Source organism: Polymorphospora rubra, assembly GCF_018324255.1.
GTDB classification, from domain to species: Bacteria; Actinomycetota; Actinomycetes; order Mycobacteriales; family Micromonosporaceae; genus Polymorphospora; species Polymorphospora rubra.
Genome location: NZ_AP023359.1, coordinates 5,637,601 through 5,652,887, shown reverse-complemented (window position 1 = coordinate 5,652,887; position 15,287 = coordinate 5,637,601). Strand labels below are relative to the sequence as shown.

The following is a 15,287-nucleotide window of genomic DNA, read 5'->3' as shown; positions in this document are numbered from 1 at the left end:
GCGGACGGTCAGCGGGCGCCGCCGTTGACGTAGAGGGTCTGGCCGCTGACGTACGAGGCGTCGTCGCTGGCCAGGAAGGCGACCACCGAGGCGATCTCCGCCGGCTGGCCGACCCGGCGCAGCGGGGTCAGTTCGGCGACCTTCCGCTGGTGGTCGTCGGGGCTGGCGCCGACCCGTACGGCGGTGGCGGCGGTCATCGCGGTCGCCACGTATCCGGGGGCGACCGCGTTGACGGTGACGTCGTACGGCCCGAGTTCGATGGCGAGGGTGGCGGTGAGCCCCTGCACCCCGGCCTTGGCCGCGGCGTAGTTGACCTGCCCGCGGTTGCCGAGCGCGGAGCGGCTGCTCAGGTTGACGATCCGGCCGTAGCGTGCGGCGACCATGTGTTTCTGCGCCGCCTGGCAGCAGTGGAACATGCTGGTCAGGTTGGTGTTCAGCACCGCGTTCCACTCGGTGGCCGACATCTTGAAGAGCAGGTTGTCGCGGGTGATGCCGGCGTTGTTGACCAGGATGTGCGGGCCGCCGAGTTCGGTGACCACCCGCTGGGTCATCGCCTCGACCGCGTCGGCGTCGGTGACGTCGCAGCCGACGCCGATCGCCCGGCCGCCGGCGGCGGTCAACTCGTCGGCGACGACCTTGCTCCGCTCGGGGTCGAGGTCGACGACCGCGACGGCGGCGCCCTCGGCGGCGAGCCGGCGGGCGGTGGCGGCACCGATTCCCTGGGCGGCGCCGGTGACGATGGCGACCCGGTCGGCGAATCTGTTCACGGGGCTCTCCCTGCTGTTGTCACTTGAAGGCGCTGACGCCGGTGAGCGCCCGCCCGATGAGGAGTTGCTGGATCTGGCTGGTGCCCTCGTAGAGGGTGGCGACGCGGGCGTCGCGCAGGTATCTGCCGACCGGGTACTCGTCGATGTAGCCGTACCCACCGAAGATCTGCAGGGCGTTGTTGGCGGCGCGGACGGCGGCCTCGGTGGCGAAGAGTTTGGCCACCGACGACTCGGTGGCGAAGGGCTGTCCCCGGTCGATCAGGTCGGCGACCTGCCAGACGAGCAGCCGGGCGGCGGCGGTGTCGACGGCGATCCCGGCGAGCAGTTGCTGCACCAGTTGGTGGCCGGCGATCGGTTTGCCGAACTGTTCCCGTTGGGCCGCGTAGCCCAGGGCGGCGTCCAGGCTGCCCTGGGCGATGCCGACGCAGCCGGCGGCGACCGACATCCGCCCCTTGGCCAGGGCACGCAGCGCCAGGTCGAAGCCGGCGTCCGCGGCGCCGAGCCGGGCGCTGTCGGGCACCCGGACCCGGTCCAGGGCGAGTTCGGCGGTGTCCTGGCCGCGCAGCCCGAGCTTGCCGTGGATACGGCGGCGGGTCAGTCCGGCGCTGTCGGCGGGGACCAGGAAGGCGGTGATGCCGCGCGGCCCGGGGCCGCCGGTACGGGCGAAGAGCAGGATGACGTCGGCGAGGGTGCCGTTGGTGATGAACACCTTGGCGCCGCTGATCAGCCAGTCGTCGCCGTCGCGGACCGCCCGGGTACGCAGCGCCCCGGCGTCGGATCCGTGGTCGGGTTCGGTGAGCGCGAAGGCGCCGAGCAGGTCGCCGGCGCAGAGTCCGGGCAGCCAGCGGGTCTTCTGTTCGGGTGTGCCGTGGGCGGCGATCGACTTGGCGACCAGGCCGAGGGAGACCGAGACGATGCCGCGTACGGACGAGTCGCCGCGCCCGAGTTCCTCCAGCACCAGGCAGTACGTGAGGTGGTCGCCGCCGGAGCCGCCGTCGGCCTCGTCGATGGTCAGGCCGAGGAAGCCGAGGTCGCCGAGCTTGCGGACGACGGCCGGGTCGACCTCTTCGGCGCGGTCGGCCGCGGCGGCGTACGGCGCCACCTCACGATCGACGAACTCGGCCGCGAGTCGACGCGCGGCGGCCTGCTCGGGCGCGAGGCTCAGATCCATGGGAATTAAACTAGCGCTGCAAGTTTTATTCCGTCCAGACCCGGATGTGGAAGAGTTCTGGTCGCGCCCGACCGGGAGGAGATCCACCGATGCCACGTCCCAGCAAAGCCCTGCTCAGCCGGGAACGGATCGTGGCCACCGCCGCCATGCTCATCGACACCGAGGGGCTGACCGCGTTCTCCACCCGCCGGCTCGCCACCGAACTCGGGGTCCGCGGCCCCTCGCTCTACAACCACTTCGCGACCAAGGACGAGATCCTGGACGCGGTCGCCGACACGATCATCGCCGAGGTCGACGTCTCGTTCTTCGGTACGCACGAATGGCGGGAGGCGCTGCGGCTGTGGGCACTGTCCTACCGCCGGGCGCTGCTCGCGCACCCGAACATCGTGCCGTACCTCGCCCAGGGGCCGGGGCGGCGGCCGGCGTCGCTGCGGATGGCCGACGCCGTCTACGGCGGACTCGTCGACGCCGGCTGGCCGCCGGCGAAGGCCACCCACATCGGCGCCCTGATGCGCTACCTGGTCACCGGCTCCACCCTCGGCTCGTTCGCCAAGGGGTTCATCGAGGATCCGGCGCTCTACGACGGGCATCCGCACCTCGGGCAGGCGCACCGGCTCGCCGAGCACCAGCGCAGCGTCGACGACGGCGCGTTCGCCCTCGGCCTGGACGCGCTCATCGACGGCCTCTCGCACGCGTACGGGAATGTCGCCCGACCTATGGATCGGTGAGGCGGCGGGCGTTACAGTCAGGAAAACTTGCAGCGCTAGTTATCGCGCCTCCGGCGCCGCACCGCTGCCCCGCTCACCCGAGTGAGAGGTCCCCCGATGCAGCTCACGCGAACCGATATCTACGTCGACGGTCGATGGCTGCGACCGGACGGCACCGGACGGATCCCGGTGGAGAACCCGGCCACCGAGGAGACCATCGCCGAGATCCCGGCCGGCACCGTCACGGACGTGGACCGGGCGGTCGCCGCCGCCCGCGCGGCGTTCGACGGCTGGGCCGACACCACGGCCACCGACCGGGCCGCCGCGCTGGAACGGCTCCACGACGCACTCGCGGCCCGCGCCGACACCCTCGTCGAAACCATCGGCCTCGAACTCGGCAGCCCGCGCAAGTTCGCCACCCGGGTCCAGGTCGGCCTGCCACTGCGGGTGTTGCGCGGCTACGTCGACCTGGCCCGTCAGCCCGCCCCGGCGGAGACGATCGGCAACTCCCTGGTGCTGCGCGAACCGGTCGGCGTCGTCGGCGCCATCACCCCGTGGAACTACCCCCTGCACCAGGTGATCGCCAAACTCGCCCCCGCCCTGGCCGCCGGCTGCACCGTGGTGCTGAAGCCCAGCGAGTTGACCCCGCTGGTCGCCTACCAGCTCTTCGACGCGATCGACGAGGCCGGACTGCCGCCGGGAGTGGTCAACCTGGTCACCGGGACCGGGCCGGTGGTCGGCGAGGCCCTCGCCGGGCACCCGGACGTGGACATGGTCTCCTTCACCGGCTCCACCGCCGTCGGCCGGCGGATCTCCCACCTGGCCGCCGACCGGATCGCCCGGGTCGCGCTCGAACTCGGCGGCAAGTCGGCGAACATCATCCTCGACGACGCCGACCTCGCCGCCGCCGTGAAGGCCGGGATCGGCAACTGCCTGATCAACTCCGGCCAGACCTGCACCGCCTGGTCCCGGATGCTGGTGCACCGCAGCCGCTACGCGCAGGCCCTCGAACTCGCCGTCGACATCACCGCCGGATACCAACTGGGCGACCCCTTCGCGCCGGCCACCCGGCTCGGACCGCTGGTCTCCGCCACCCAACGGGAGCGCGTACGCGGACACATCACGCGCGGCCTCGCCGACGGCGGCCGGCTGGTCACCGGCGGCCCGGACGCGCCGGTCCCCGACCGGGGCCACTTCGTCGCGCCGACCGTCATCGCCGACGTCGACCCCGACAGCGCCCTGGCCCAGGAGGAGATCTTCGGACCGGTGCTCGCGGTCATCCCCTTCGACGACACCGAACAGGCCGTGGCCATCGCCAACAACTCCCGGTACGGGCTCGCCGGCGCGGTCTTCGCCGGCGACGAGGAACGGGCGCTGGCCGTCGCGCGCCGGATCCGTACCGGCTCGGTGGACGTCAACGGCGGCTCCTTCAACCCGCTCGCCCCGTTCGGCGGCTACAAGCAGTCCGGAATCGGCCGCGAACTGGGCGTGCACGGGCTCGCCGAGTTCACCCAGCTCAAGTCGATCCAACGGTGAGGGCGCTGGTCGTCGAGGGCGTCGGCGCGCGGCCGGCGGTCACCGACGTCGAACTGCCCGCCCCCGGCCCCGGCGAGGTACGGGTCCGGGTCCGCGCCGCCGGGGTCTGCCACTCCGACCTGTCGATGACGAACGGGACGCTCACCCCGGGGTACCCGCTCGTGCTCGGGCACGAGGCCGCCGGGCTGGTGACCGAGGTCGGCGCCGACGTACGCCGGGTCGGTGTCGGCGACCACGTGGTGCTGAACTGGGCGCCGCCGTGCCGCGGGTGCTGGCCCTGTCGGCACGACGAACCGTGGCTCTGCGCCGAGGCGGGCGCCCCGTCGGTGCCCCGGGGCCGGACCGCCGGGGGCGGGCCGTTGCACGTCACCCTCGGCCTCGGCGCGCTCGCCGAGGAGGTGGTGGTCGGGGAACGGGCGGTGATCGCCGTGCCGGCCGGGCTGCCGTTCGAATCGGCCGCGCTGCTCGGCTGCGCCGTCCTGACCGGGGTCGGTGCCGTCACCCGGACGGCCGCCGTCGCGCCGGGTGAGTCCGTACTGGTCCTCGGGCTCGGCGGGGTGGGCCTGGCCACGGTGATCGCCGCCGCGTCGGCCGGCGCCGGCCGGGTCGTCGCCGCCGACCTCGCCGGGGCCAAGCGGGAGCTGGCCCTGGCCGCCGGGGCGACCGACTTCCTGGTCGCCGACGACACCCTCACCAGACGGGTCCGGACGCTGACCGGGGACGCGGGGTCGACCACGCCTTCGAATGCGTCGGCCGGGCCACCACGATCCGCACCGCCTGGCGGGCCGCCCGGCGTGGCGGCCAGGTGACCGTGATCGGGATGGGCGCCAAGGACGACCTGGTCGAGCTGAGCGCTCTGGAGATCTTCCACTCGGCGCGTACCCTGCGCTCCTCGGTCTACGGTTCGTCGGACCCGGACCGGCACGTGCCGGAGCTGGCCGCCGCGGTGCTCGCCGGGTCACTCGACCTCGGCCCGCTGATCACCGACCGATGTGGACTGTCGGAGGCACCGTCCGCCTTCGCCCGGATGGCCCGGGGCGAGGGCGCCCGGACCGTCGTACTGTTCGACTGACCGGCGGCTCAGCGCAGGGCACGGACCAGTTCGATCCGGGACCGCAGCCCGAGCCGGTGGAAGATGTTGCGCATGTGGTGGTCGACGGTGCGCGGACTGAGGTTCAGCCGGCCGGCCACCTCCCGGTTGGTCGCCCCCTCGACGACCAGCCGGGCGATCCGCAACTGCTGAGGGGTCAGTGTGGTGTCGACCGGCGTCGGGCGTGGCTCGCCGACCGGCTCCCCGGTCACCCGGGAGCGGGTGGCCGGCGGCCCCGGAACCGCCGCGCCCGCCGCCCGCAGCTCCGCCGTCGCCTGCTGGGCCCAGCCGGCGACACCGAGCCGCTGGAACGTCTCCATCGCCCGACGCAGGTGCTCCCGGGCGTCCCGGGGCCGGCGCGCGCGCCGCAGCTCCCTGCCGAAGAGAAGTTCGGTACGCGCCCGTTCGTACTCCGACCCGCCCTCCGCGTGCAGGCGCAGCGCCTGCCGGAAGCGGTCCTCGGCCGCCCCGCTGCCGCGGGGTGCCAGCAGTGCGTGGCAGCGGGCCGAGACGGCCCGGCGGGCCGGATTCCCGGTGCCGTCGGCCCAGCGGTCGAAGACCGCCAGCGCCCGCCCCGCCAGCGCCCGGTGCGCCGCCGCCGCTCCCCCGGCACCGCCCTGGACGATCGCCTCGACCAGGTACGGCGTGGCCATCACCTGCACGACGAGCTGCCCCCGGCCGGTGCCGGGCCGGGCCAGGGCGTGCAGCCGGGCGGCGGCCGCCGGGCCCCGCCCCTCGGTCAGGTCGACCACCGCCAGCGCCCACTGACCCAGCGCCCAGGGCCGCTGCCCCGCGGACCGCACGCCGGCGGTGAGCTGACTGTGCCGCAGCGCCACGGCCCGGTCGCCACGGATCGCGGCCAGCACCGCGAGCATGCCCCGATGGACGGCGGCACAGTTGTCCTGCCCGCCGTCCCGGGCCGCCGCCAGCCCTTCCCGGGCCGCCGCCACCGCCGCGGGCCCGGTCGGGTCGAGCCAGTAGTGGGCGTAACCCAGCAGTTCCAACGCCCGCGGCAGGACCGCGATGTCGCCGACGGCCCGGGCCCGGGTCACCGCCCGGGCGGCGAGCCGGCCGGCGGTGACGTCGTCGGCCACGAGAAGGCCGGCGACGCTCGCCACGGTGAGCCGGGCCGGATCGGTCAGCCGGGCGGCGCGGGCGACGACCCGGCGCAGTGGCGCGACCGCGTCGCGGTGCCGTCCCTGAAAGGCCGCGGCGGCGCCGGCGATGTGGTCGTGGGCGAGCAGGGTGGTGTCGGTGGCGTCCGGCCGGCGGAGCGCGGCGGCGCGGCGGGCGATCTCGGCGTACCGGTGGTAGTCGCCGGCGAAGCAGACCGCCTCCGCGGCGCGCAGCAGCGCGTCGAGGGCTGCCCGGGGGTCGGCCGGGGCCAGTGCCTCGGCGGCGCCCAGCAGCCAGTCCGGCGCGTCACCGGCGGGGCCCGCACGCAGGGCCATCTCGCCGTGCAGCAGCCGGGCCCGGCCCCGCAGGGCCGGGTCGACGCCGCCGTCGCCGACCCGGAAGAGCAGCCGCCGGGCGCGTTGCGGGTCGCCGGCCAGCCAGGCGTACCGGGCCGCGGCGACGAGTCGGTGGTCGGCGGCGGCGCCGCCGCGTTCGTCGCCGGTCCGGGCGTCGGTGAGCTGGGCGGCGCGTTCGAGGGCCGCCGACGCGATCGCATAGCCGCCGACCGGATCGGATCGGCCGGAGCCGGGGCGGGACCCGCCGGCCTCGGGGCCGACGGCCCGCACCCGCGCGGCGGCCCGTTCCAGTTCGGCGGCGAGCGGTTCGTCGGGGCCGTCGGCGGCGGCGGCCAGGTGCACGGCCCGGCGCAGTCGTCGGTCGGGTCCACTGCCGACGGTACGGGCCAGGAGCAGGTGCGCGGCGCGCCGGCGGGCCAGCGGCGCCTGCTGATAGGCCAGGGCCCGGACCAGCCGCTGTGGAAAGTCGATCCGGTGCCCGTCGACGCGGATCAGGCCGGCGGATTCCGCCGGGGCGAGCGCGCCGAGTCGCGTACCGGAGGCTGCTGCGGCCCGGACGAGTTCGAACTGGTCCAGCGCCTCGTCGGCGGCGGCGAGCAGGAGCAGCCAGCGGGTCGCGACGGGAAGGCGACGTAGCCGGTCCCGGTACGACCGGCCGAGCACGCCGTCGGGCGGCAGAGCCGTGGGTGGCGGTTCCTCGCCGTACCGCTGGGCGGGGGTGAGTGTGGTGGCCAGGTCGACGATGGCCTGCGGGTTGCCCCGGGCGAGCCGGGCCAGGGCCGCGGCCGTGTCGGCCGGCAGGCCGTCGGGGACCAGGTCGGCCAGCAGGGCCAGACTGTCCGCCTCCTCGAGCGGGCGCAGCCCGAGCGCCGGTACGTCGCGGACAGTCCCCGCCGCGTCGCCGGCGAGCAGCATGCCGACCCGGTACGGACGCAGCCGCCGGGCGGCGAACGCGAGCACGTCGAGCGACGGGGAATCGGCGGTGTGCGCGTCGTCGAGGCGGCAGAACAGGGGACGTTCGGCGCCGGTGGTACCGAGCAGGCCGAGGACCGCCTGGCAGAGGATGAGCCGGTCCGGTTCGGGGCCGGCCACCCCGTCGAACGCGCGGCGCAGTGCCTCGCCCTGTCGGACGGGCAGCCGGGCGATGTGTCCGGCCAGCGGTTCGAACAGCCGGTGCAGTACGGCGTACGGCAGGTCGGCCTCGTCGGGCAGCCCCTTGGCGGCCAGGACGGTGAACCCGGCGCGGTGGTCGGCCGCGAGTGCGCCGCCGTCGTCGAGCAGTGCGGTCTTGCCCAGGCCGAGTTCGCCGTGCAGCAGCAGGGCGCCGCCGGTGCCGGTGGCCGCCGCGTCGATCAGGTCGGTGATCGCCCGGCGTGGTGCGGCCCGGCCGCGCAGCACAGATTTTTGCACTAGCGATGCATCAATCATATAGTGAGTGTTACCTATAGGTAACGAGATCGGAAGAGGGCGACATTTCACCTCATCTGAACCCCGGCCGGCCCACGACGGATCGGACCGGTTCTGGATCCAGGCCGATACCGTGACGGCCGGACGGGCCCGAGGCCGTGGGGGGATGGATGGGGCGGAGAGCGGGAAGGTCGGCCAGCGGCCTGATCGCGCTGGCCGTGACGGCGGCGCTGGCCCTGTCCGGATGTGCTGCCGGACCCGACCCCGTCGCGGCGGTGACCGCGCTCGCCGAGGAGACCCACGCCGGTCAGCTGCGGCTCGTCGCCGTACGTCAGGCAACGGATGACGGCGCCGCCGAGGTCGTCTTCGCGCTCGTTGACGACGCCGACGCCGCGGTCGTCGTGACCGTCGGCGGCGAACGCGAAAGCACCGTCGACGAGGAGGAGCTGCGGTCCGCCGTACAGACGGCCCGTGAGCGGGCGGACCGTTACCGCAGGCTGGTCGCGGCCTTCCGACCCTGCGGCTACGCACCGGTCGCGGTCCACGAGATCGGGCAGCCGTCGCACGAGGTGGTCTGGATCGCCGCGGACGACGCCACCGGCCCGCTGGACCGTACGCCGGTCCGGCTGCAACCGTGCCGGGAGGACTGGTGGTTCCCCGACCGGGACGCGGCCCCCGCCGTCAACCTGGTCGACCCGACCGTGCTGGCCGGTCTGCCCCGACCCGACCCTGACCTGCCGCCCGTCCTGCGGGCCACCGACCGGCGGTTGGGCACGGCCCTGAAGGAGACGTTCCACCACGCCATCGAGGTCTGGCCGGCGGCCGCCACGCCCCCGGACGCCCACGCCGGCCGGGTCCGGCCGGTCTGGCCGGCGAAGGAATGGCAGACGATCGCGCAGGGGCTGCGCTCGTGGATCGACGAATGGCTCGACGGAAGTGGGTCCGCCCAGGTCAGCGGCCTGGAGGTGTACGAGCAACGGTGGCTGATCCCCGGCACATCGAACCGGATGCGCTACTACGAGGCGGTCTGCACCGAGCGGGAGACCTCCTGGCGCTGCGTCGGGCCGATGGTCGGCGTCGTCGCCGTCACCGTCGACCTCGACGACTTCTCGGTCGCCGCGCCACGGTTGATCACCGACATCCGCCAGTGGCGCGACATCCCTTCCAACCGGCCGCTCGAACCCGAACTCGCGCCCCCGGCCCGGTGACGGCCCGGCCCGCTGCCCCGTCAGTCAGGTGCGGTCAGCAGGGCGGTGACGGTACGGGTCATCGTCCGCCGCGCCTCGTCGACACCGAGCCCCAGCCCGTCGCGGAGCATCGACCAGGCCGGCCACATCGTCGCCGCGATCAGCGCGTTGAGCAGCCGCGTACGCCCCGCCCCCGCGGCGTCGAGCTCGGCGGCGAACAACTCGCCCACCTCGTCGCGCAGCCGCTCGATGTGCTTGGCCCGGTTGCGGCGCAGCTGCTCCGAGGTCGACTCGCGCAACTGCGCGGCCCGCGCCGAGGGCGTGATCAACTGGAGCAGCCGGGCGCGCTGCCGGCAGAAGGCGTCCACCCGCTTGGCCAGCGGCAACCCCGCCGGGACCGGCCGGTGGGCGGCACGCTGCTCGGCGAGGACCCGGTCGCCGCTGGCCTCGAAGAGCGTCTCCATGTCCTTGAAGTTGGTCCAGAGTGCCCGCAGGGAGACCCCGGCCCGCTCGGCGATCCGCTCGCCGGTCGGCCGCAGGTCGCCCTCACCGATCAGGGCGAGGTGCGCGTCGACGATGGCCGCCCGGGTGCGTTCCGCCCGGGCGGTGCGTCCATCCATCCGGACCGGGGCGTCGGTGTTGCTCATGCTGCTCCTGCCGACCGTCGGAACCTGCATCAGCAGTGTAGTGGCGGTCAGCCGTCGACCGGCTGGTAGCGGCGCAGCTCGCGCCGGGCCAGCGACCGCCGGTGCACCTCGTCGGGGCCGTCGGCGAGCCTTATGGTCCGGGCCGAGGCCCACAGCCGCGCCAGCGGGGTGTCCTGGCTCACCCCGGCCGCGCCGTGCGCCTGGATCGCGCGGTCCACCACCCACTGCGCCATCTCCGGTACGACGATCTTGATCGCCTGGATCTCGGTGCGGGCGGCCCGGTTGCCGGCGGTGTCCATCAGCCAGGCGGTCTTGAGCACCAGCAGCCGGGCCTGCTCGATCCGGACCCGGGCCTCGGCGATCCAGTCCTGGATCACCCCCTGGTCGGCCAGCGGCCCGCCGAACGCGTGCCGGCCAGTGACCCGGCGACACATCAGTTCGAGGGCCCGCTCCGCCATGCCGATCAGTCGCATGCAGTGGTGCACCCGGCCGGGACCGAGCCGCGCCTGGGCGATGGCGAACCCGGAGCCCTCGGTGGAGATCAGATTCTCCACCGGCACCCGTACGTCGACGAAGTCGATCTCGGCGTGGCCACCGTGGTCGGCGTCATCCCAGCCGAAGGTGTGCATGGCCCGGCGGATGCTGATGCCCGGGGTGTCCCGGGGCACCAGGATCTGGCTCTGTTGCCGGTGCGCAGGCGCGTCCGGGTCGGTCTTGCCCATCACGATGAAGATCTGGCAGAGCGGGTTCATCGCCCCGGTGATGAACCACTTACGGCCGTTGACGACGTACTCGTCCCCGTCGCGTTCGATCCGGGTGGCGATGTTGGTCGCGTCCGAGGAGGCGACATCCGGCTCGGTCATCGCGAACGCCGACCGGATCCGCGCGTCGAGCAGCGGCTCCAGCCACCGCTCGCGCTGTGCCCGGGTGCCGAACTCCGCCAGCACCTCCATGTTGCCGGTGTCCGGGGCGGCGCAGTTCAGCGCGGCCGGGGCCAGGCCGGGACTGTGCCCGGTGATCTCGGCGAGTGGGGCGTACTGCACATTGGTCAGGCCGGCGCCGTACGTGCCGGGGAGGAAGAGGTTCCACAGCCCGCGGCGGCGGGCCTCGGCCCGCAGGTCGTCGAGAACCGGCGGGTGCGACCAGCCGGACTTCCGGGCCTGGTCGGCGAAGACCGGCTCGGCCGGATAGATCCGCTCGGCCATGAAGTCGAGCAGCCGGCCGCGCAACTCCTCGGTACGGTCGTCGAACTCGAAGTTCACCGGGCTTCCCCGCTCATGATGCTCCGTCCAATGTCTCGTGTGCCTGCCGGACCAGCGGGGCGACCTGCGACCCGATTCCGTCGAAGCCCGGGCCGACCGTCTGGCCCTGCACGTACCGGTAGTGCACGCCCTCGAGGATCACCGCGAGCTTGAACGCGGCGAAGGCGAGATACCAGCGCAGACCGCCGGTGTCGCGCCCGGAGCGGCGCGCATAGTGCGCGGCGATCTCGGTGGGGTCCGGATGGCCGGCCACGGCGAGTGCCGGCCGGGTCAGGCCGCCGTCGACGGGCATCGGGCGGCCCGCGTAGATCAGCATCAGCGCCAGGTCGCTCAGCGGGTCGCCGAGGGTGGACATCTCCCAGTCGAGCACCGCGCGGATCTCGCCGGCCGGGCCGACGAGCACGTTGTCCAACCGGAAGTCGCCGTGCACGATCGTGCCGGCACCGCAGGCGGGTACGGCCGCGGCCAGCCGCCCGTGGAGTTGCTCGATGCCCGGCACGTCGCGGCTGCGTGAGGCGTCGAGCTGCCGTTTCCAGCGCCGGACCTGCCGGTCGTTGTAGCCCTCCGGGCGCCCGAAGTCGGCCAGCCCGACCTGCGCGGGCGGGACCGCGTGCAGGTCGGCGAGGGTCGTCACCAGGGCGAGCACGAGGGCGCGTACCCGGTCCGGGCCGAGCCGTTCCAGTTCGGCGGGGTCGCGGTGGATCACCCCTTCTACCTGCCCCATCAGGTAGAAGGGGGCGCCGAGCACCGCGGGATCCGGACAGAGCAGCACGGTCGGCGGCACCGGGAAGCCGAGCGGCCCGAGCGCCGACAGCACCCGGTACTCCCGGGTCATGTCGTGCGCGGTGGCGAGGACGTGCCCGAGCGGCGGACGACGCAGCACCCACCGGGACGTCCCGTCGGTCACCGCGTACGTCAGGTTGGACCGGCCACCGACCAACAGGTCGGCCCGAAGCTGTCCGGCGACCAGGTCCGGCGCCTGCCGGTCGAGGTGTTCGCGGAGCCGGGTGAGGTCCAGACCGGGCAGGCCCGTCATGACGCCGGCTCGCCGTGCTCGATCATGACGGCTCCCTCCGCGCCGGGTCGGGTGCGGGCGGGCGCCGACTCGTGGCGCTGTTGCAGGCGGTTCATGGCGCTCAGCCACCGGTCCGGGTCGCCGGCCCGGCGGAGATAGAAGTCTGCCACTTCCGGGTGCGGCAACACCAGGAAGCGGTCGTCGGTCATCGCCTCCAGCACCGAGTCGGCGACCTCGTCGGGGGTCAGTGCGCCGTCGTCGAGCAGGGCACCGCCCAGCGCTCCGGAGCGGGCGAGCATCGGGGTGCGTACGCCCTGCGGGCAGAGCGCCTGGACGACGATCCCCCGGTGCTCGTAGCTGGCCCGCAACCATTCGGCGAAGCCGAGCGCGGCGTGTTTGGTGACCGAGTACGGCGCGTTGCCGAGCATGGTCAGCAGCCCGGCGGCGGAGACGGTGACCAGGAGTCGGCCCTGCCCGTCGGCGAGCCAGCGGGGCAGCAGGGCGCGGGCGGCGTGGACCTGGGACAGGACGTTGACGCGCCAGGCCGTCGTCCAGACCTCGTCGGGCGCGTCGACTCCCCCTTCGGGGGCGACGCCGACGTTGGCGCAGAAGAGGTCCAGCCCGCCGAGTTCGGTCCAGACCCGGTCGACGAGCCCGTCGACGAAGTCGGGATCGGCGGCGTCGCCGGCGATGGCCGGGGCGCCGATCCGGGTCGCGACGGTTTCGGCGGCGGCCGGGTCCAGGTCGTTGACCACGACCCGGGCGCCGGCGGCGACGAAGCGCCCGGCGAGCGCGGCCCCGATCCCCGATCCGCCGCCGGTCACCACCACCACGGCCCCGTCGAGATCGAGCCCGACGGGAGTCATCCGGCGGCCCGGTCGGCGACGGTGAGTCCACCGTCGACGACCAGGGTCTGCCCGGTGATCCAGGCGGCGTCCGGGCCGGCGAGGAAGGCGACGGCGGCGGCGACGTCCGCGGGTTCGCCGAGCCGACCGAGCGGGTATCCGGCGGCGACCTCGGCTTCCCGTCCCTCGTAGAGGGCGGCGGCGAAGCGGGTCTTCACCACCGCCGGGGCGACCGCGTTGACCCTGATCCGGGGCGCCAGTTCGACGGCGAGCGCGGCGGTGAGCTGGTTGAGCGCGGCCTTGCTGATGCCGTAGAAGGCGATGCCGGTGGCGGGTTTCAGCGCGGACACCGAGGAGACGTTGACCACGGCGCCGCCGTGCTCGCCGAAGCCGGCCGCCCGGGCCTGCTGGACCCAGCCGAGCACCGCGAGGACGTTGACCTCCATGATCTTCCGGGCCGCGCCGAGGTCGAGCCCGGTGAGCGGCCCGTACACCGGGTTGGTGCCGGCGTTGTTGACCAGGATGTCGAGCGGGCCGAAGGTCTCGGTCGTCTCGGCGATGGTCCGGGCCCGGTGTTCGGGGTCGTCGGTCGCGCCGGGCACGCCGTGGGCGACCGTCGGACCGCCGAGGGCGGTCACCGCCTCGGCGAGCGGTGCCGCCTTGCGGCCGGTGATCACCACCCGGGCGCCCTCGGCGACGAGGCGTCGGGCGACGGCCAGACCGATGCCGCGGCTGGCGCCGGTCACCAGGGCCACCCGGCCGGCGAGACGCGGATGCTCTGATTTTGCAGTCACAGTGCGGATTTTAGAGAGGCCGACCAGCTCAGTCAATCACGGTGACGATTCCCACCGGAGATTCGATGGACAGCCGAATCAAGGTAAGCGCACTCTTAGTGCACATTAATTCTCCGGAGAGGACCGTCGAAGCCATGCCCGAAGCCGTCATCGTCGCCGCCGCCCGCTCCCCGATCGGCCGTGCCGACAAGGGCTCCCTGACCGACGTACGCCCCGACGACCTGGCCGCGACGATCGTGCGTGCCGCACTGGACGCGGTGCCGCAGCTCGACCCGCGCCAGATCGACGACCTCATGCTCGGCACCGGGCAGCCCGCCGGCGAGCAGGGCCACAACCTGGGCCGGGTGGTCGCCGTCCTGCTCGGGCTCGACCACCTGCCCGGCACCACGGTCAACCGGTACTGTTCCTCCTCGCTGCAGACCACCCGGATGGCGTTCCACGCGATCCGGGCCGGCGAGGGGGACGTCTTCGTCTCGGCCGGGGTCGAGGCCGTCTCCCGCTACGCCGCGGGCCGCGGCGACGGGCTGCCGGCGACCACCAACCCACGCTTCGCGGAGGCGATGGACCGGACCGCGCGCCGGGCCGGCATGCCGGGCGCGGCGCCGTGGCGCGACCCCCGCGCGGACGGCGGACTGCCCGACGTCTACGTCGCGATGGGCCAGACCGCGGAGAACGTCGCGCAGCTCCGCGGGGTGAGCCGGGCCCGGCAGGACGAGTTCGCGGTCCGCTCGCAGAACCGCGCCGAGCGCGCGATCGCCGACGGGTTCTGGGCCCGCGAGATCACCCCGGTCACCCGCCCGGACGGCACCGTGGTCACCGCCGACGACGGTCCACGCAAGGGAGTCACCATGGCGGCGGTCGCCGCGCTGAAGCCGGTCTTCCGCCCCGACGGTACGGTGACCGCCGGCAACGCCTGCCCGTTGAACGACGGCGCGGCGGCGCTGGTGGTGATGTCCGACGTCCGCGCCCGGGAACTGGGCATCGCACCACTGGCCCGGATCGTCGCCACCGGACTCTCGGCACTGTCCCCGGAGATCATGGGACTCGGCCCGGTCGACGCGTCCCGGCAGGCCCTGGCCCGGGCCGGGATGTCCATCTCGGACGTCGACCTGGTGGAGATCAACGAGGCGTTCGCGGTGCAGGTGGTGGCGAGCGCCGAGGAACTGGGCGTCGACGCGGACCGGCTGAACGTCAACGGCGGGGCGATCGCCGTCGGCCACCCCTTCGGGATGACCGGTGCCCGGATCACCACCACCCTGCTGAACTCGCTGAGCTGGCATGACAAGACCATCGGCCTGGAAACCATGTGCGTCGGCGGCGGCCAGGGCATGGCGATGATCGTCGAGCGGCTGCGCTGAGCGTGGGTGCGTCACCCGTCCGCTCGCCG

The 15,287-nt window shown here is 73.9% G+C and carries 14 protein-coding genes; 6 read left to right on the top strand and 8 right to left on the bottom strand.

What is annotated here, in order from left to right:
* Window positions 1-8 precede the first annotated feature (8 nt).
* Together fabG and Prubr_RS25585 are read right to left on the bottom strand one after the other, a co-directional pair.
* Window positions 9-767: a 3-oxoacyl-ACP reductase FabG gene (fabG, locus tag Prubr_RS25590; protein ID WP_212817479.1), complete on the bottom strand. Its 759-nt coding sequence runs from the start codon at window positions 765-767 to the stop codon at window positions 9-11.
* A 19-nt stretch (window positions 768-786) separates the two neighbouring features.
* Window positions 787-1,938 (bottom strand): acyl-CoA dehydrogenase family protein, encoded by a 1,152-nt coding sequence (locus tag Prubr_RS25585; RefSeq protein WP_212817478.1) that lies wholly within the window; start codon window positions 1,936-1,938, stop codon window positions 787-789.
* 89 nt (window positions 1,939-2,027) lie between these two features.
* Between Prubr_RS25585 and Prubr_RS25580 the strand changes: the two genes are divergently transcribed.
* The 4 genes from Prubr_RS25580 (at window position 2,028) to Prubr_RS38000 (ending at window position 5,253) form a co-directional block, all read left to right on the top strand.
* Window positions 2,028-2,666: a TetR/AcrR family transcriptional regulator C-terminal domain-containing protein gene (locus Prubr_RS25580; RefSeq protein WP_212817477.1), complete on the top strand. Its 639-nt coding sequence runs from the start codon at window positions 2,028-2,030 to the stop codon at window positions 2,664-2,666.
* A gap of 96 nt (window positions 2,667-2,762) precedes the next feature.
* Window positions 2,763-4,181, top strand: a complete 1,419-nt coding sequence (locus Prubr_RS25575; protein WP_212817476.1) for an aldehyde dehydrogenase family protein — start codon at window positions 2,763-2,765, stop codon at window positions 4,179-4,181.
* Window positions 4,178-4,990: an alcohol dehydrogenase catalytic domain-containing protein gene (locus Prubr_RS25570; protein ID WP_343221501.1), complete on the top strand. Its 813-nt coding sequence runs from the start codon at window positions 4,178-4,180 to the stop codon at window positions 4,988-4,990. Before Prubr_RS25575 ends, Prubr_RS25570 begins: the two co-directional genes overlap by 4 nt.
* Window positions 4,948-5,253: an MDR/zinc-dependent alcohol dehydrogenase-like family protein gene (locus Prubr_RS38000; protein WP_343221703.1), complete on the top strand. Its 306-nt coding sequence runs from the start codon at window positions 4,948-4,950 to the stop codon at window positions 5,251-5,253. Before Prubr_RS25570 ends, Prubr_RS38000 begins: the two co-directional genes overlap by 43 nt.
* Window positions 5,254-5,261: 8 nt before the next feature.
* Here Prubr_RS38000 and Prubr_RS25565 read toward each other — a convergent pair whose 3' ends face one another.
* Window positions 5,262-8,153, bottom strand: coding sequence for a helix-turn-helix transcriptional regulator (locus Prubr_RS25565; RefSeq protein WP_246567631.1), 2,892 nt, complete (start codon window positions 8,151-8,153; stop codon window positions 5,262-5,264).
* Between the two features lie 167 nt (window positions 8,154-8,320).
* Between Prubr_RS25565 and Prubr_RS25560 the strand changes: the two genes are divergently transcribed.
* Window positions 8,321-9,358: a hypothetical protein gene (locus Prubr_RS25560; RefSeq protein ID WP_212817474.1), complete on the top strand. Its 1,038-nt coding sequence runs from the start codon at window positions 8,321-8,323 to the stop codon at window positions 9,356-9,358.
* Between the two features lie 20 nt (window positions 9,359-9,378).
* On the opposite strand, the gene Prubr_RS25555 is transcribed toward Prubr_RS25560, so the two are convergent.
* The 5 genes from Prubr_RS25555 to Prubr_RS25535 are packed head-to-tail and all read right to left on the bottom strand — an operon-like array spanning window position 9,379 to window position 13,900.
* Window positions 9,379-9,984: a TetR/AcrR family transcriptional regulator gene (locus Prubr_RS25555; protein ID WP_212817473.1), complete on the bottom strand. Its 606-nt coding sequence runs from the start codon at window positions 9,982-9,984 to the stop codon at window positions 9,379-9,381.
* Window positions 9,985-10,031: 47 nt separating this feature from the next.
* Window positions 10,032-11,246, bottom strand: a complete 1,215-nt coding sequence (locus Prubr_RS25550) for an acyl-CoA dehydrogenase family protein (protein ID WP_212817472.1) — start codon at window positions 11,244-11,246, stop codon at window positions 10,032-10,034.
* A gap of 13 nt (window positions 11,247-11,259) precedes the next feature.
* Window positions 11,260-12,282 (bottom strand): phosphotransferase family protein, encoded by a 1,023-nt coding sequence (locus Prubr_RS25545; RefSeq protein ID WP_212817471.1) that lies wholly within the window; start codon window positions 12,280-12,282, stop codon window positions 11,260-11,262.
* On the bottom strand, window positions 12,279-13,127 hold the full coding sequence (locus Prubr_RS25540) for an SDR family NAD(P)-dependent oxidoreductase (RefSeq protein ID WP_212817470.1): 849 nt from the start codon (window positions 13,125-13,127) through the stop codon (window positions 12,279-12,281). The genes Prubr_RS25545 and Prubr_RS25540 overlap by 4 nt, the downstream gene beginning before the upstream one ends.
* A complete protein-coding gene (locus Prubr_RS25535; RefSeq protein WP_212817469.1) occupies window positions 13,124-13,900 on the bottom strand; it encodes an SDR family oxidoreductase in 777 nt (258 codons plus the stop codon). Before Prubr_RS25535 ends, Prubr_RS25540 begins: the two co-directional genes overlap by 4 nt.
* A 134-nt stretch (window positions 13,901-14,034) precedes the next feature.
* Here Prubr_RS25535 and Prubr_RS25530 point away from each other — a divergent pair, with 134 nt between their 5' ends.
* Complete coding sequence (locus Prubr_RS25530) at window positions 14,035-15,258, top strand: acetyl-CoA C-acetyltransferase (RefSeq protein ID WP_212817468.1); 1,224 nt, start codon at window positions 14,035-14,037, stop codon at window positions 15,256-15,258.
* The last annotated feature ends 29 nt before the right edge of the window (window positions 15,259-15,287 follow it).